This is a genomic window from Aeromonas sp. L_1B5_3 (genome assembly GCF_963866575.1).
Lineage (GTDB): Bacteria > Pseudomonadota > Gammaproteobacteria > Enterobacterales > Aeromonadaceae > Aeromonas > Aeromonas jandaei.
This window is the reverse complement of sequence record NZ_CAWMDN010000132.1, coordinates 12,816-29,776: the sequence shown is the minus strand read 5'-3', so window position 1 is coordinate 29,776 and position 16,961 is coordinate 12,816. Positions and strand designations below refer to the sequence as shown.

General features: G+C 51.7%; 15 protein-coding genes, 1 tRNA gene and 1 riboswitch. Of the genes, 8 read left to right on the top strand and 8 right to left on the bottom strand.

The window, feature by feature from the left end; genetic code table 11:
* Positions 1-19: 19 nt before the first annotated feature.
* The 4 genes from queC (at position 20) to AACR93_RS17110 (ending at position 2,252) form a co-directional block, all read left to right on the top strand.
* Positions 20-727, top strand: a complete 708-nt coding sequence (gene queC / locus AACR93_RS17125) for a 7-cyano-7-deazaguanine synthase QueC (protein WP_043851458.1) — start codon at positions 20-22, stop codon at positions 725-727.
* A 61-nt stretch (positions 728-788) separates the two neighbouring features.
* A complete protein-coding gene (gene queE, locus AACR93_RS17120) occupies positions 789-1,460 on the top strand; it encodes a 7-carboxy-7-deazaguanine synthase QueE (RefSeq protein ID WP_043851509.1) in 672 nt (223 codons plus the stop codon).
* Between the two features lies 1 nt (position 1,461).
* On the top strand, positions 1,462-1,692 hold the full coding sequence (locus AACR93_RS17115) for a DUF3820 family protein (RefSeq protein ID WP_033114563.1): 231 nt from the start codon (positions 1,462-1,464) through the stop codon (positions 1,690-1,692).
* Positions 1,689-2,252 (top strand): cob(I)yrinic acid a,c-diamide adenosyltransferase, encoded by a 564-nt coding sequence (locus AACR93_RS17110; protein ID WP_043851457.1) that lies wholly within the window; start codon positions 1,689-1,691, stop codon positions 2,250-2,252. Before AACR93_RS17115 ends, AACR93_RS17110 begins: the two co-directional genes overlap by 4 nt.
* Positions 2,253-2,320: 68 nt before the next feature.
* Here AACR93_RS17110 and AACR93_RS17105 read toward each other — a convergent pair whose 3' ends face one another.
* Positions 2,321-2,725, bottom strand: coding sequence for an H-NS family histone-like protein (locus AACR93_RS17105; protein WP_033114565.1), 405 nt, complete (start codon positions 2,723-2,725; stop codon positions 2,321-2,323).
* A gap of 302 nt (positions 2,726-3,027) precedes the next feature.
* A riboswitch (Lysine riboswitch) is annotated at positions 3,028-3,199 on the top strand.
* Positions 3,200-3,287: 88 nt separating this feature from the next.
* Here AACR93_RS17105 and AACR93_RS17100 point away from each other — a divergent pair.
* Positions 3,288-4,868, top strand: coding sequence for a Na+/H+ antiporter NhaC family protein (locus tag AACR93_RS17100; RefSeq protein ID WP_033114566.1), 1,581 nt, complete (start codon positions 3,288-3,290; stop codon positions 4,866-4,868).
* 91 nt (positions 4,869-4,959) lie between these two features.
* Positions 4,960-5,541, top strand: coding sequence for a thymidine kinase (locus tag AACR93_RS17095; RefSeq protein ID WP_041207468.1), 582 nt, complete (start codon positions 4,960-4,962; stop codon positions 5,539-5,541).
* Between the two features lie 68 nt (positions 5,542-5,609).
* On the opposite strand, the gene AACR93_RS17090 is transcribed toward AACR93_RS17095, so the two are convergent.
* The gene (locus AACR93_RS17090; protein WP_043851456.1) at positions 5,610-6,947 is read right to left on the bottom strand and encodes a flavohemoglobin expression-modulating QEGLA motif protein; all 1,338 of its coding nucleotides are present in this window, start codon (positions 6,945-6,947) and stop codon (positions 5,610-5,612) included.
* A gap of 188 nt (positions 6,948-7,135) precedes the next feature.
* Between AACR93_RS17090 and AACR93_RS17085 the strand changes: the two genes are divergently transcribed.
* Positions 7,136-7,561: a YbjN domain-containing protein gene (locus AACR93_RS17085; RefSeq protein ID WP_033114573.1), complete on the top strand. Its 426-nt coding sequence runs from the start codon at positions 7,136-7,138 to the stop codon at positions 7,559-7,561.
* Between the two features lie 134 nt (positions 7,562-7,695).
* Positions 7,696-7,783: transfer RNA gene (locus AACR93_RS17080), tRNA-Ser, on the top strand.
* Positions 7,784-8,077: 294 nt separating this feature from the next.
* On the opposite strand, the gene AACR93_RS17075 is transcribed toward AACR93_RS17080, so the two are convergent.
* The 6 genes from AACR93_RS17075 to AACR93_RS17050 all read right to left on the bottom strand — a co-directional run bounded on the left by AACR93_RS17075 (position 8,078) and on the right by AACR93_RS17050 (position 16,961).
* The gene (locus AACR93_RS17075; protein WP_043851455.1) at positions 8,078-9,808 is read right to left on the bottom strand and encodes an ATP-binding protein; all 1,731 of its coding nucleotides are present in this window, start codon (positions 9,806-9,808) and stop codon (positions 8,078-8,080) included.
* A gap of 9 nt (positions 9,809-9,817) precedes the next feature.
* Positions 9,818-10,831, bottom strand: coding sequence for an SIR2 family protein (locus tag AACR93_RS17070; protein ID WP_043851454.1), 1,014 nt, complete (start codon positions 10,829-10,831; stop codon positions 9,818-9,820).
* A gap of 180 nt (positions 10,832-11,011) precedes the next feature.
* Positions 11,012-12,061, bottom strand: coding sequence for a restriction endonuclease (locus tag AACR93_RS17065; RefSeq protein ID WP_043851453.1), 1,050 nt, complete (start codon positions 12,059-12,061; stop codon positions 11,012-11,014).
* Between the two features lie 64 nt (positions 12,062-12,125).
* A complete protein-coding gene (locus AACR93_RS17060; protein WP_043851452.1) occupies positions 12,126-14,834 on the bottom strand; it encodes a DEAD/DEAH box helicase in 2,709 nt (902 codons plus the stop codon).
* A gap of 11 nt (positions 14,835-14,845) precedes the next feature.
* Positions 14,846-16,357: a site-specific DNA-methyltransferase gene (locus AACR93_RS17055; protein WP_043851451.1), complete on the bottom strand. Its 1,512-nt coding sequence runs from the start codon at positions 16,355-16,357 to the stop codon at positions 14,846-14,848.
* Between the two features lie 199 nt (positions 16,358-16,556).
* Positions 16,557-16,961, bottom strand: a complete 405-nt coding sequence (locus AACR93_RS17050; protein WP_082044146.1) for a type IV toxin-antitoxin system YeeU family antitoxin — start codon at positions 16,959-16,961, stop codon at positions 16,557-16,559.

Here is a 16,961-nt window from a genome sequence, read left to right as displayed (position 1 = left end):
ATTGCAAGGAGTTCTCCGTATGAAAAAAGCAGTTGTGGTATTTAGTGGCGGTCAGGACAGCACTACCTGTCTGGTACAGGCGCTGGCCAATTATGACGAAGTTCATGCGATCACATTCGACTATGGCCAGCGTCATCGGGAAGAGATCGATACCGCCTGTCATCTGGTGCAACTGCTGGGTGTCACCGCTCACAAGGTGATGGATGTTACCTTGCTCAACGAGCTGGCTATCTCGGCACTGACTCGTGATGATATCCCGGTGAGCTGTGATCTGCAGGATAATGGCCTGCCCAATACCTTCGTGCCGGGCCGCAATATCCTGTTCCTCACGCTGGCCTCTATCTATGCCTATCAGGTCGGTGCCGAAGCGGTGATCACCGGGGTATGCGAGACCGATTTTTCCGGTTATCCCGACTGTCGCGACGAGTTCGTGAAGGCGCTCAATCAGGCGGTCTCCTTGGGGTTGGATCGCGGCATCCGTTTTGAAACTCCACTGATGTGGCTCGACAAGGCTGAAACCTGGGCGCTGGCGGATCACTATGGCCATCTCGATACGGTGCGCCAGCAGACGCTGACCTGCTACAACGGCATCGCTGGCGATGGCTGTGGCACCTGTCCCGCATGTAATCTGCGTAGCCGCGGATTGCATGGCTATCTGGCAGACAAAGCGGGGATCATGGCCAAAATGCGTGAGAAAACCGGGCTGGGTGAGAAAAGCGGAGCATGAGCCTGCCTCTGGCTGATGATTGGGGTATAATCCGCGGCTTTTGCAACAAGCTGTGACCAAGATGCACTACCCAATCAACGAGATATTCCAGACCATCCAGGGGGAGGGGGTCTTTACCGGCCTGCCTGCCATCTTCGTTCGCCTGCAAGGGTGCCCGGTGGGCTGCCCCTGGTGCGATACCCGACACACCTGGGTGGTCGATCCTGCTCGTGAAGTGGGCAGAGAGCGTGTGCTGGATCGCTCCAACGAGTCGGATTGCTGGAGCCAGCTCACTACCGGGCAGATCCTCGCCAGCTTTGTCGAGCTTGGCTATCAGGCGCGTCATGTGGTGATCACCGGTGGCGAGCCCTGTCTCTACGATCTGACCGAGCTCTCGTCAGCGCTGTTGGCCGCGGGTTATCAGGTTCAGATTGAAACCAGTGGTACCAGCGAAATCAAGACTCATGAGCAGACCTGGGTCACGGTATCACCCAAGATCGGCATGAAAGGCGGGTTGCCGGTGCTGGTCTCTGCACTTGAGCGGGCCAATGAGATCAAGCATCCGGTGGCAACAGAACATCATATTGAAGAGCTTGATGCTCTGCTGGTTACCGCAAACCTGCGTCCGAATGTTGTTATCGCATTGCAGCCTATCAGTCAGAAACCACGAGCCACCCAGCTCGCGATGGCAACCTGTATTGCGCGTAATTGGCGACTCTCTATTCAGACCCATAAATATCTGGATATCGATTAATATGGAGTGGCTATCCGATGAGCAGGTGCTGCTTACCCTGAGCCATAAAATGCCTTACGGCAAATATCAGGGGCGGCGCATCATCGATATTCCAGAGCCTTATCTGGTGTGGATGGCCCGCAGTGGTTTTCCGGCGGGTAAACTGGGCCAGACATTGGCTCTTGCATACGAGATCAAGCTCAACGGGTTGGAGTCCATGATTATTCCCATTATTAACAGGATGTCAGAATGAGAATATATACCCGGCAGGGTGACAAGGGGATGACCCGGTTGGCCGATGGTACCCGTTTGGCCAAGGATCATTTGCGGGTAGAAACCTATGGCTATATTGACGAGCTCAACTCTCATATAGGTCTGCTGATTTGCGAGATCCCTCGGCAAGAAGCCGGTTTATTGGCGGATCTGCAGTTGTTGCAGCAAGAGCTATTTGATCTGGGCGGTGAATTGGCATTTTCCAGCGCAGCCCAAAATGAGTCAATCTGGCAAGTCAATGAGAGCTGGATTGTCAGACTGGAACAACAGATCGACAGCTACAGCGAACATTTGCCGCCGTTGCGCCAGTTTATTCTGCCCGGCGGCTCCCGTGCGGCGGCGCAGGCCCATGTGGTGCGGACGCTAGTTCGTCACTGCGAGCGCCTCCTGTTGACCCTGAGCCGCGAAGAGTGCGTCAATCCCGAAGCGCTGGCCTATCTCAACCGGATGAGCGACTGGTTCTTTACCATTGCCCGCTATCTTGTCTGCCAGTCAGAGGGACAAGAAGTATTCTGGGTTAAAGCCACTGATCGCAGATAAACATTCAGAACGTAGCCAATAAAAAACCTCGCAATAGCGAGGTTTTTTATTGGTATCTATCACTGAAATCAGATCGCGAAATCTTCCAGTGATTTACCTGCTTCAACTGCTTTGGCAATAGCAGAAGGCATACGACCCTGACCGGTCCAGGTCTTCTCTACACCGTTATCATCATAACGATATTTGGCAGGGCGAGGGGCGCGCTTGGCTTTTTCTGCCTTGGCTGGAGTAGCTGCAACGGCGCTGACCAGCTCTGCAGGATCAATACCGGCAGCTTTCAGCATTTCGGTATATTCATTGATTTTACGCAGATGCTCTTCACGAGCCTGACGCTCAGCGGCTTCATCCTGCTGACGTTCGGCAACGATTGCTGAGAGTTTTTCCAGCGCTTCTTCCAGCTGCTCCAGAGAGAGTTCACGGCAGGTGGCACGCAGACTGCGGATATTAAGCAGCACTTTCAAAAATTCATTCATAGGATTGTCCACGTCAAGTCAGAAGGAAATATTATGTTCATCCTGATTTTTACGTGTCACTTTAAATAAGTCAAGAAGGGCAAAAATAATAAGTAGAAGATAAATCGTCATCACGAGAGATTATATTCGGCATTCAATCATATTAATGGATGCTTATGAGACTTTGATTGGTTAAATGTGTCGCAAAAAGAAGCAAAGCTGCATCAATTGACTACCATTTTGGGAGCTAACGCCATACATCATGATTATTTAATCAAAAAACTTGCTATAAGCTGCCAGCTGGATAAAATGTCTCTCGAATACCTTTAAGTAGAGGCGCGCTGCCTATGACTACTTGTGCGGAGGGTGATGCCGATGATGCACAAGGAAAGGAGTCAGCGCCGAAGTGGCCAGGCCATCATACCGGGCTGCTGGTTCTGCATCTAATAGGTGCAGGACTGCCATAGTCATCCACTATGGAGCGCTACCTGAAGGGGCTGAGGAGTATAACCTCCCCATAGGTTTTGTTTCTTTAGATCCTCTCGGTAGATCTCCACCTGTTTTCTTTAGGTGAAAAGAGATCATGGACATTAGTCATTTTGCCGACTCCGGTTGGTCCGTACTTCCCCCCTTATTGGCTGTCGCCCTGGCGATCCTGACCCGCCGCGTGCTGCTGTCGCTTGGCGTCGGTATTTTAACCGGCAGTCTGTTGCTCAATCAGTTTTCCCCCCTCGACTCCCTGCAATATCTGCTGGGTACCGTGCTGAAGATTTTCTGGGTTGATGGCGCACTCAACCGTGACAACATCAACATGCTGCTCTTTATGCTGCTGCTGGGCGGCCTCATCAGTCTGATGAGTGTATCCGGTGCAACCCGTGCCTTTGCCGAGTGGGCCGCCAAGCGTGCCAAGACCCGCAAAGGGGCCAAGACCCTCACCGGCATGATGGTGTTTGCCTTCTTCATCGATGACTTTTTCCATAGCTTGTCGGTGGGTGCTATCTGCCGTCCGGTGACCGACCGCTTCCAGATCTCCCGTGCCAAGCTGGCTTATCTGCTGGACTCCACCGCTGCGCCAGTCTGCGTATTGATGCCGATCTCTTCCTGGGGCGCTTATATCATCGCGCTGGTTGGCGGCATCATGGCGGCGCACGGTCTGACCGATCAGAGCCCCATCTCTGCGTTTGTCGAGATGATCCCGATGAACCTCTACGCTGTCTTCACCCTGATCATGGTGCTGGTAGTCATCGCGTTTCAGCTCGATATCGGCCCGATGCGTCAACACGAGCAGTGGGCGCTGGAAGGCAAGCTGTGGGATGAATCCAAGGGGCGTCCCATCGGGCTGGATATGGAGAGCCCGGAGGAGAGCAATGGCGGCATGATCGACATGGTGCTGCCGATCCTGACTCTGACCGCCGCCACCGTCTATTTCATGATTGACTCGGGTGCCGCTGCCCTGAGCGAAAAAGGGCTGCCATTTAGCGTGCTTGGTTCGTTTGAAAACACCAATGTAGGCTCTTCGCTGGTTTACGGTGCAATCTGCAGTCTGGTGGTTTCCATCGGTCTGGCGATGCGTCTGAAGCTTGGCGCCAAAAACTGGATCAAGGCTGCCCCGCAAGGCGTCATGGCCATGTTGCCGGCCATCAATATCCTGCTGTTTGCATGGACCATCGGTGCCGTAGTGCGCGATGTGGAGACCGGCAAGTACTTGGCATCTCTGGCCAACGGCAATCTGCCAATCGAGGTGCTGCCGGCCGTGGTCTTCATCCTCTCCTGTGCCATGGCGTTTGCCACCGGCACCAGCTGGGGCACCTTCGGCATCATGTTGCCGCTGGCCGGTGACATGGCTGCGGCCAGCGATATCAGCCTGATGCTGCCGATGCTGGCTGCTGTTTTGGCGGGCTCGGTGTTCGGGGATCACAGCTCTCCCATCTCCAGTACCAGCATCCTCTCTGCGACAGGGGCAGGTTGCCATCACATCGACCACGTGATGACCCAGCTCCCCTATGCGCTGGCCATCGCCTTCGGTGCCGCTCTCGGTTATCTGGTGATGGGGTTGATGCACTCCGGTTTTGCCGGTTTCAGCGTCAGCGCCCTCTGGTTTGTGCTCTTTACCAGTTACCACCTGAAAAAGGCCAAAGCGCAGCCAGCGCTCGCGACGGCATAACATTAATAGAGCAAGGGGCCCACGGGCCCCTTGGTTTTGGCGGGGGCTTTGGTTAGCATGCGCCCCATAAATTCAGTTTCGGAACAGTATCATGGCTTCACTGCACTACAAGTTTGCCACCATGAATTCAGGCAAATCGACCCAGCTCATTCAGGCACACTTCAACTATCTGGAGCGGGGGATGCACCCGCTGGCCATGACCCCAGCCATCGACGATCGTTTCGGTGTTGGCGTGATCAGTGCCCGGGTGGGTCTTGAGCTGAGAGTGGAAGTGTTCAGCGATACCTGCGATCTGTTCGAGATGGTCAAAGAGCGCCATGCCAACAAGCACATCGATGTCTTTATCGTGGATGAGGCTCAGTTTCTGACCAAGGAGCAGGTCTATCAGTTGGCCCGTATCGTTGACGAGCAGGATATTCCGGTGATCGCCTACGGCCTCAAGACCGATTTTCGTGGCGAGTTGTTTCCCGGCTCCTACCATCTGCTCTGTCTGGCCGACAAGTTCGAAGAGCTGAAGAGCATCTGCTGGTGTGGCAACAAGGCCCATATGAACTCCCGGGTCAATGAAGCCGGGCAGGTGATGCGCGATGGCGAGCAGGTGGAGATCGGTGGTAACGATCGCTATGTGTCGCTCTGCCGCAAACACTATCTGGAGGGACGGGCGTTCAAATAACCCGCGCTTTGGATAAGGTATGAATAAAAAAGGGCGCCAATCTGGCGCCCTTTTTCTCTATTGGCAGTTCAGTCGATCTCGATATCGACGGGGGCAATGATGGGATCAGCCACCGGCAGGCGGTGAAACAGCTGGCGAAAGTGCTGCTGTACCCGGCCGATATCGACCAGTGACATGCCGGAGGCAAAGCCAAACCAGACATAGAGGCCGGTGAGATCGCGAAACATCGGCGGCAGGTAGCGGGGCGCGGCGATCAGCCCCTCCAGATAGTGCTGATAGATCACCGGAATATCGTCCAGCGTCACCTTGCCGACAAACAGCATCGGCAGGATCTCGGGCACTCCTTCCAGCACGGCGCTGCGGATGAAGTTGACCGTTTCCACATAACCCCGCACATAGGAGAGGTCCTTGGTAAAGCAGGCGCCCCCTTCGACCATGCCGCCACGAAATACCCGTTGGGTGATCTTGTAGGCATCGTGCTCGCTGGTGCCCTGGCCTACAAAGTGCTGAAACACCTCAATAAAGTCGGCACCACGCTCGGCCATGTCGATGGCCATCACCCGATCGGAGATGCGCTTGGCCCGATCCGGGAAGGAGCTAAAGGTGAGGGTCTCTATCAGGACGGCCAACCCCTCCTGACAGGCGGTAATGCGCGGCGAGCCGGCGCTCAGCCAGGTAGCGTAGGGCTGCTGGCGGCCGTTTAGGGTGGTGCCCACATGTACCCACCCCTCATGCACTTCCAGCACCTGCAGATCGAGTTCGGAGAAGCGGGCGTGGGAGTTGAGCTTGATGTAATCGCCGCCGGCCGCTGCGTCGGAGACGATGCCATCGCTCAGCTTGACTTGCACGGTGCCGTCACTGAAATAGCTCGACAGCTTGCCCTGCAATTTGGCCACCGCCGCTTCCCCTTCGAACTCCTTGGGGTAGGGGCGTACCAGATGGCGAGCGCCGGGCAGGGAGAAGATATCGCACAGGCGAGCACCCAGCTCCTTGAGGGTCTTGCGATCGCCGCGCAGATGATCGCTGGCCGAGCCGTAGAGCAGCTGGCTATAACGCTGAAAATCGGACTGGCCGCGCTGGCGCAGCATCTCGATCACCACCATGTATTGATCTACCGTCTCTTGCAGGATGAGCCCCAGATCATCTTGTGGTCCCAGCTTTCTGCGGATCCTGTCTCGCAGCTCCTTGAGTTCGAGATATTTGTTGCGCGGCTCAAAGCCAAGGGGGAGGGCTTCGTAGAAACGGCGGTCGATGGCCGGCAGGGTGCGCCCCCCATCGGCCAGAAAGCGCTCCTGGGTCTGTCGTGGCCACTTGATGGCATCCAGAATGCGAATCGGTTTTTGCAGGGCGAGCAGCTCATCCGAGAGGGATTTCAGATGGAGGCGATACTTTTCTTGGATGGTCATGGGGCCCCCTGTGGGGCAAGCGTAGCCGTGGATTGGGCTGAGTATATGCATAGCGCTTGCCAAAAAGAAGCAAGCTGCGCGGTTATTGGGCTGGCGTGCTTTTGGTTGCCGGAAAATTGGTTTAGACTGCGCCCCTCGATCCCAATCTTGTCGTGGAAATAATGAATATCCCCAGCTCCGAAATGATCATGCGTTGGTTGCAACAGGCTCGTATCGAGCACTACGTTTGCGATCAGTGCCATGGTATCCACATTGTCTCCTTGCAGTCGGTCGATGGCATTCAGGAGAGCCGGATCTTCGTGGAAGAGGAAGGTCTGCTGTTCTCATCCGAGCTGGAAGTGCGTCCTTCGGCCCTGTTGCCGCTGGTGGCTGAACTCGGTCGCTTCAATATGCAGTACCCCTCGCTCAAGGTATTCCTCGATATCATCGACGACAACCTGCCGCGTCTGGTCATTGGCCACACCGTGTTTACCAAGGCGGGTCTGAGTGTCGAGCAGTTCCTGCTGTTTGTGCAGAGCACCATTGCCGCGACCCATGAAGTGGTTTCCGAATGCGAGCGTTTGGGCTTCCTCAACCTGCCTGAAATGCAGGTCGCGCCGGAATCTGTACATTAATTCCGCGAATGATCTGTTTTGCCAAAAAAGCCGTTGACGCGGGCGGGGCTTTCCCATAAATTACGCCCCGTTCCAGCGCAACGGCGCAGCGAACACCGTGTTGGCTGAACACGTTAAACAACAGACCAAAATTTGGTGAGGTGTCCGAGTGGCTGAAGGAGCACGCCTGGAAAGTGTGTATACGGCAACGTATCGAGGGTTCGAATCCCTCCCTCACCGCCAAATGATAACCCCAAGTGATTGAATCACTTGGGGTTTTTCTTTATGTGCGATTTTTTCTGTGCCATCCACTATGCCATCTGGTGTTGGCTGGTATGCTATCTCGTTGAATCATTTTGGACTGTCACGTCGACGCAAGCAGGCTATCACCAATGGCACAAGAGTGATCATCATGCACTTCAACGTGGAGAAGATAACGTCTATAGCCGTGTGGCTTGATAGGTGTTATCTCTTTTGGTTGGAAGTGTCAGTGCAAGCGGAAGTAACTACCCAGCTGCTTCCGGATTAAACATGCGGCTACTGAATATTCTGCTTGCGCCAGTTATCAACCGCAATCGACAAGCGCTTATCTTTGACGGGCTTTTGCCATTCATCCCAGAAATTGACCGTACCACTATTCGGTTTGTTTTTGGGCTCGTCGATCCTGATCCGGCTCGGCAACAAACTGGCGTCACCGACGACCAGGGCTTCGCCTGTATCGAGGGTTGGCAAGATGTCGCTGAATCCGCCTAGGCTATCAGGAAGAAGTCGTTTGATAACGCCCTGATCCTCTGCATTCGTCAGCCTCATGGAAACGAAGTTACTGCACTGACTAAGCATCGTCTTATTAACTTCGGACGGACGCTGGCTGATTACTACTAAGCTGACCCCGTACTTGCGACCCTCCTTTGCGATCCGCTCAAATATATCGAGGGAAATATCATCCGCAGAGTCTGCCATGCTGCGCTGAGGCATGTAGAGGTGCGCCTCGTCACACAGCAGTGCAATCGGATGGCGTAGCTCAGAGGGCGTCCATTGTTGGACAGAGAATGTAACTCGCGCAACAAGAGATACGATAAGCGGTAGGACGTCTGAAGGCACTTCCGAGAAGTTGATGATTTTGATCCCTGCATTGCCGTTTTCATCGGTGCTCCCGAGTACGGCAGTCGTGAATTTTTCAAGCCAGGTAAAATCCAGCACATCCCCACCACCGTTGAACATGAAGCCAAGTCGTCTATCGGAGATTTTGTTCTCAAGGCGGGAAATCATACGTGCAAGCTTTCCAAAGAAATCACCCTGCTTGTCTTTTCCACCTGCTCCCGGAACCATCTCTACGTTGATCTTATTCAATCTTCCCATAAGATCGCTGAGATCGAAGGGAACCGGGCTATCGATAGTGAAGTGTTTCAGAACATCGTGCTGACCGTTGTCATCCAAGTATTTTTGTTTCGCCTGATTGATCTCACGGGACATAATCATGGCCTGGTTGGGCGCATTCTGGTCGCTGCGATCCACAAACATGGACACAAGTGCTTCGTAGGAAAGCAGCCAGTAAGGCAGGTAAAGCACTCCATCGCTGATGGTGCGTTTAGCCTCAACGTCTGCTGGTCCGGCGACCTTGAAGTGTTGAATGCCTGCTCCTACCAATGGTGAATATTCGCCATGGAGGTCAAAGACGATGGCATTCGCTGTCTTAAGCCCGGACATCTGTTCGATAATCTTGGCCGTTGTCCAGGACTTACCCGAGCCGGTGCTGCCACCGATAAAAGCGTGGCGCTGGAAAAACTTGTTGCCGTTGAGGTAGGCAACAGCATGTTCATCAAGTGTGTATTTGCCAAGGGTCAGGGCATTGCCTTCGCCTGAGACGCTGGAAAGGGTACGCATGAACCCTGTGAGGTTTTCACCTTCAAGCGAGAAGCAGTTAGCATCGATCTCAGGAACGCTTTCGAGAGTGCGACGGAACACGTTTTCCTTTTCGCCATCACGATCTAGCATGGTGCCAATCAGAGCTATACGGCAAAGATTTAACTCTGAAGTGTGGTCGTTGATACCGTCATTGATAATGTCTTCGACGCCACGCTTACGGGTTACCTGCGTAATGAGGCCGATAAGGTGTTGGCCGGGCCTGCAGCTTTGAAGCACGGCCAAATGGTTCACTTGCAATCTCTTGAGTTGATCGACATTCTCCACGTCGATGATCACGTTTGCTGTATCGACAGAGGCAACCTTTCCTAGTGCGTCTTCGTCTTTAAAATTAAAAATTGGCATATTTTTTCCTTACATGATGAGTGATAAGTAACCTTCAAGACTCCAAATATTCCTTTCCACCTTCAGTGGGATCTTATCCAGAGAGGAATAGACGATAGATTGATCGTCTGTTTCACCCCGTTCGATTGCTAGATAGTTCTGTGCTTTACCTTCAAGAATAAGTTTTTTAGCTGAGTCGGAAAGTGCATAAGTAATAATAGTTATAGGTGTTTTCTGTCGAAGACACTTCATCATCAGTTTTGGTTGAATATGTTCATCATTAAAACCATAACCTATACAAAGGTAAGAACCTGCTTCATTGATTGCTTGGTCAGCGTTATTTATAATTGAACGAAACGGTTCAAGATGGGTCTTATGGTACTTTTGAGTGCCTGGGGTGACAATTTGTGATTGGTAGTTATCTGGTATATTTTTGATATTTGAGATAGCGACTGTATCCTCTAGGGGAGACTGGAACCAATCTAGAGAACCGTGAACCTTCCAGATATTTGCCCTGCGTACAGAGGTGATTTCTGTAGGGGGCGCAAGCTGGCGGAAGAAACCGTGAGTGAAGCCGGTATAATGATGGATACGCCCTTGATCACAGGCATATTCAGCCAAACGATCATAGTTTGTAGTGACTATGTTGATTATTTTTAGGTTGCTTTTGAACATATGTTCAAGAAGCAGGCTCAATGGAAATATTGTATTATCCTGAAGGCTTTTCAGAAAAACGTCATTGTCTTCAGAGTTAATCATCGTCCAAGTAGCCATAACTATTCTTGATGTTAGTTCTTCAGAAGCAGTTACTTGATGTAGCGCTGACTCCAAGTCAACCTTATCTTTCAGAAGTTGGCAGAACTTAACCCAAGTCTCAGTCTCGCCAGCAGACAAACCTGAAATATCAGTATTATTAACCAAATAAGTAGCTAACGCACTCATTCCTGACATCCCATGCGCCGCTGAGGCACCGCTACCCAAGATGATGACGGGTGCCTTCCCATAGTAGTCCTGTGCTTGTTTTTGATAATTCAGTTCAGACAAACTAATCTCCTTGATGTTGGTTATCCCGTAATGCTACCCGCACTTACTTGTCTGATTGAGTAGATATAGATTAAGTAAAAAAGACAGCCATATCCAAGGAGTGGATCACATCCCAAAGATAGGTCTTGAAAACTAGTGACTCACTGTATTTTTTCAATAATGTTGCAGGTATCTGCATGCTCATTCATCTAGTACTACGGTCCATACCCGTTTGAGGGGTAACTGAGCTTTTAGCTCGTCGTCAAGTTTGTCATAGACCGAAAACAGCTGCTCTAAGAGTTCATCTTGAGACCAAAGACGCAGCCGGAAGAAGCAGTTGGCCATATCCTTTTGTACATGCTGTTTGAAACCACCCCATGCTACAAATAAGCCATGGTTTGCGTTGAACTTAGACATTGCGCCTAAAAGCTTGTCGACGGTTGGTCTGTCGATAGTACCGACCCCGGATTTAACCTCAACGCAGATTGTCTGGTTACCAAAACCCAGCATCCCGTTTGTTGCAAGTATGTCCGCTCCCCCATCAGCACCTTCCGGGCTCTGCCACACGGTATAACCTTGTGCTTTCAGAATTGCCGCAACTAAGCGGGTCAGCTCATGTCCTTTAAATCGTGATTCAATGAGGCGCACTACTTGCTGTTTTGCTAGGTCGGCTAGATTGTATTCACCCTGTTCTTCATCAGATGCAACATCGTTGGTTAATTGGGGGGTTGTAGTTGCCTGCATTAAAGAGCTGGTTGTTTCTGGCTGCCAGTCTTGTTTAGCCATCGCTTGAAGACGAGACAATGCATGGTTGCGATGAATTCGGCATATGGTCATGAATGCCCCAAAGCTATAGAGCAAATCCTGACCAAAATGAGACCTCGGTATCTCTTGGCCGAACCATTCAACGGACCGCCAATGATAATAGGGGGCAGGGCCTACTGGTTCGTGGACGTAATTACTCGTTATACGGCCAACATAAATCACCGGTTGCCGCTTGGAAGGAAGAACAACCCAATCACCTATTTCCATAACCTTGGCAAAAGGCCAAATCTGACTGCAATGGTTTATCAGGCGTTTTGCCTTCTCGTCTGGATAGGTTCGTTCCAGTAGCGTGAGCAACTCCGTACGGTCTTCTAGCTGTGATAAGTTAGCTGTAAGATCGCCCCAGTTAAGATAGATTCGTCCTTCTTCCAAAAACTTCTGCTCAAACTCACCATGAGAACCCGCTCTTGTTAGCCACAATTCCATGTCATTGCTCTCGATTGTTAATTACGACAATAGATAATGCGCCTTAATAAGGCGCATTATCTTTTCAGTTATCAATTTTCCTATTCAGCTGAGCAACGACGTCAGCACCATTGTGGTCTGCTGTTGCCATCAAGAAAAGGCATTGGCAACCACTGGTTTTCTCCCATTGTGCTCCAACCGCTGCTTTCTCCCGACTATCCGAGTTATCTTGCAGGTGTTGACCCTTGTATTCGACAACTAGCAAACGACCATCCGTCAATTCACACACGAAATCCGGATAGAAATAGCCACCTGCCACAGGAAGTTTGAAAGAGAGTCGAGGTTCTTTCTCTACGTTGCGAACCCAATGTTTTACCTTGGGATGCTCATCGATTGCACGTGCACACAAAAACTCTTCAGCCCATTTACCAGCAGAGGTTTTTTCCCGTAGGTCATGTATTAGAGCACTACCGTAATAGTGCTTTTGGAAGCGGTATGTGCCCTTGTAGTAAGGTGGGCGCCCAGCATAGTACTGCGGCTTGAAGTTAAAAAAGAACTCCATGCCATCGTCAACTTTGGCCGCTTCCATGTTGCACAGCTCTTGCTGAAAACCTTTTTCACCAGCTCGCTTGCGGCGAGCAAGAATGTCTCGTTGCAACGCATCGGCGAGTTGAAATTTCCCACGTATTAACGCTGTCAACGTGATTTTGCGGGTATGGGTGAGGTAGGCCAGCATCTGGGTCAAATAGGCCTGCATATCGCGCTGGAACACGTTGGGTTGACGCAACTGGCTATCAAGCCATCCAATCAAGTCCTGTTCCGTATTGGCTGACTGGATGCCGTTTAGATTCATTTGTGTGGCCGAAACAAAGCTTGATGACAGCCGACCAAGTTCCATATCCAATGCCCAGGATTTTGCCTGCTCATTAACCGCAAAATAAGGGAGTTCGATCGCTTCATTCAGCAAATTAAAGTTACTGAACTCTTCAAACAACTCGGTATCAGCGAGAGAAGCAAAACCGTTATCACGCCAGCAAAGCAGCGGCAGTTGACGGAATACAATGCCTCGAGCACTTGGGCTGGTCTGGGCGTCATGGCGGGCCTTTTCCTGCTCCATTCGCTGCTGCACCATCGCCTGATGTTTCTTGGGCATACCAGTTAGAATGAAATCCTCAACCTCTTGAGTCATCTCCCCATGGATCAATACGGTTGATCCGCTTTGAGTAGGGCGAATTTCGATCTTGTCCTGTAGCTCTGCCGGTACGGGGGTTTGCGGCATTACTGGCAACGGTACACTCATGGACGGCTGGCTGGGGGCGGACCCACCACTGCCATCGCTTTCATCGTTGAAAAGGTTGTTGTTCCCCGCTGGCTGTGACTGGAGTGCCAAAGCGGCATCCATCGGATCAAAGCCCATGTTATTGACCAGATTATCCTGGATGCTGTGCAGCGCCTCACCAAAGCTGCGTGCAGTGATGTGTGCATAGGCCTGATTGAGTTCGGGGTGCTTGCGAGCTTTGGCATATGGCATCCGCAATACTCGCCCGAGTAACTGCTCTACATCTTTAGCGCTGCGCGACTCTTGCATACTGCACAGGATATAAGCGAAGGAGCAGTCCCAACCCTCTTTGAGGGCTTCAACCGTAATGACGTAACGAATCGGGCACTCGGGATCAAAAAGGTTCACACCATCCAGCTCTTTCTGTGTGCCGGTTGCAATAGCGATCTGCTCTTTGGGTATCTTCTCTACGGTCTCTAAATGTTGGGCCAATACTTCGACCGTTACACTTTTACCCTTTGGTTCTGCCTGGAATAGCACGATAGGACGCAGATATTCCGGCTCCTTCTGGGCAAGGGTTTCCAGCTGACGTTGCCTCAAGATGGCATCACGGGCAGCATCCTGCCAACCAGTCACATGTTCGACCAGCATGATCGGGAGTTTGATCATCTCCTCATTTTTGAGCTCTTGAGCACTGACGTGATAGAGCACGTTTGAGCCTTTAACCGGAGTCGCGGTCAACTCAACGATGGCGCTGGGGTTAAAGCGCTTCAGCGTTTCAAAACTGTTTTGAGTGCGGCTATTGTGAGCCTCGTCAACGATGATTACCGGCTTGTGCAAGTGCAGCCAGTTTGCCAACGAGGCTTTGACGCGACCAAGATCTGCCGTAGTGAGAAAAGGCTGAGCGACGAGGTCTGCTTCTGTGACCACTTCTAGCCCCGGCATCAGTGTGCTTGTGACGTCGGTAAAATGGTGTATCAGTGATTCGTCAAAGGAGTAGACGTTGCGCTGTGTGGTATCGGCCACACGAAACGCCTGAATAGTTGCCACCACAATGATCGCATTGGTGCCAACCTCATGAGGCCCGACAGTGGCAAGGCTCTCTAATGTGCATACCCGAACCTTATCGTTAAACCGCAGGTCAAGTGACTGGCGGTAAGGATGCTGCTTGTTCATCAGGGCCTTGAGGGTCTGCTCACGAATAGCATCAGAGGGCACGAGCCACAGGGCTACGGGCGCTTCATTAAAGGTGTAATGGCGTGACACGTCGCCAATGACATGGGCAGCCAGCAGGGTTTTGCCACCCCCTGTTGGCAACCGCAGGCAGACACAAGGCACATCCCCAAATGCCTTGGCCTGATAGGGCAATGTCGGTTCACCTCGAGCGATAAACTCCTGCTGGAAGGGCTGCTCTCGCCACACCTTGTGCAGGTCAGCCTGATTTGCCAGTTGGCCAAAGAAATGACGTAAGGAGTTGAGAGCGCGTTCTTGATAATGCTTAAGCGAAAAAGTCACGGGATACCTCGTTAGCGCAAGACGACATCATAGGGGATCTGTTTGAAGGTCACATTGGCCTGAGCCAGGCGCTCCTCACCGATCCGGATCGACTCGCCATAAATCACTATAGGGCCATCATGAGGGTACTCAGCTTGCAGCCAGGCCAGTATGGGGCGAGTGAGCACATTCCCCCCTTGTGGGCGACGATCACCCAAAATGCCGTTGTAGAGCAGGTAGTAAGCGATGCCGTTATGCACACCAAGCAATGGTGAGTCCATGGTCTGGTTACTGCCCACGCCAGTTTCCATATGCCAGATATAGGCCGCCAGCGGTTCAAATTTGATGTCAGGACGAATTTGACCATTGGCTTGAAACACCGGCTCGGGATGCAGGGTATAGAAACCAAAGCCACCGCCACCTTGCCACTCAACGCTTTGGGATATCCCTCCCTGTTCGCCTTCAATCACCTTTTGCAGGCGTGGAATACAATGGGTCGTGGCATGCTCGCCAATTTCGATACCGATATAGCGACGCCCCATTTTGTGGGCAACGGCTGTAGTAGTACCTGAGCCTAAAAATGAGTCCAGCACCAAGTCACCAACATTTGTGCTAAGCAACAGGACTCGCTTGAGCAGGGCCTCTGGTTTGGGCGTGCTGAAAGAGGATTCATCCGGGAAAAGGGACCTCATCTCATTTTTTGATGTCCTGTTGCTACCCACATCATCTCGCTTCCAGAGTGTTCGAGGTACAAGATCAGAAACCTCCGACAAGTACCTCTTTATACTGGGTCTCGCGTCCCCTTTAGGTCCCCACCAAATTCTATTGTCTAGGTCTAATTCATTTAACTTGTCCTCTGAAATACGCCAATATCTACCAGGTGGTGGTGAAAATACCCTCCCAGTTGGGCCGGTCACTGAATACAAGCCTTTAGAATATGGTTTGTTTGCATAAGGGTCGCCAGGCAGCCACGGGCCCCGTGGATCATTGTCCGGGTTTGTGTAAATAGAATTAGACTCGACAGTTCTTGGAAGTCGATTGGGTTGCCAGTCGGTATTTTTTGAATATACGAGTACGTGATCATGATCAGATGAGAATTGACGTGCTGAATTTCTTGGTGAGTCGGCTTTCTCCCACACAGCATTTGTGACAAAGCAATTTCTTCCAAAAATCTCATCCATCATAACTTTCATGTAATGGGCTTCATTATCATCCAACGTAACCCAGATACTGCCATCATCAGTCAGCAAATCCCGTAATAGCACCAGACGTGGATACATCATAGAGAGCCACTGGCTATGTTCCAGCTTGTCATCATAGTGCTCAAAGGCTGATTGGGTATTGTAAGGCGGGTCGATGAAGATGCACTTGACGCGACCAGCATAGAGGGGCATCAACGCGCGCAGAGCCAACAGGTTATCGCCCTGGATCACCAAATTCTCTGATGGGGTGCCAAATTCGGCTTCTTTTTGCAGCAGGTGGTACGGCACTTGGGTGCTGATTGCCCTGGCCTGATTCTTATTTACCCAATCCAAAAATGGCATGTCGGTATCTTGCTCTCTAATGAAACATGGCACGCATGATACCGGAAAAGTTGGAGTCAGTCAGGTTCAGGACGTGATGATACCGCCCTGGTTAAGGTCATAAAAAACAAAGAGAAGGCCACGTATTGGCCTTCTCCACGACCTACACACTTTTCACGGACGAGTAGGTGTAAAAATGTTACCACAAGCGAATGTGTGGTCACGCCTTGCGGTCAGGATTGGCGTCCATGCTCGTCGCAGGGTAAATCGCGATATAGGCATAGCCATAGCTGCCCAGGGTATCGGCTTCGCAGGTAAACCCACTGTGCTGGATGGTGATACGTTGCTGGCATCGAGCATCCAGCTCGCCAGTCAGCAGTTTGCTTTCCAATTCTGTGATGATGGTAGGGAATGCTGCTTCCAGCCTGTCGATAGCCACCTCCTCCCATTCGCCAATCAATGAGGCCCGGTCGGACAAAAAGTGCAGGCGATGATGTTCCTGAATGAGACGAGCGCCAAAGCGCGGTGTAACGGTGTGGGGCAAGCCCCACTGTGCAAAAATCCGCGTGGGCTGGTCTGGATCGGCAGGTTGTTGGCCATTTGTGTGGGTGGTTGTCGTGGTCAT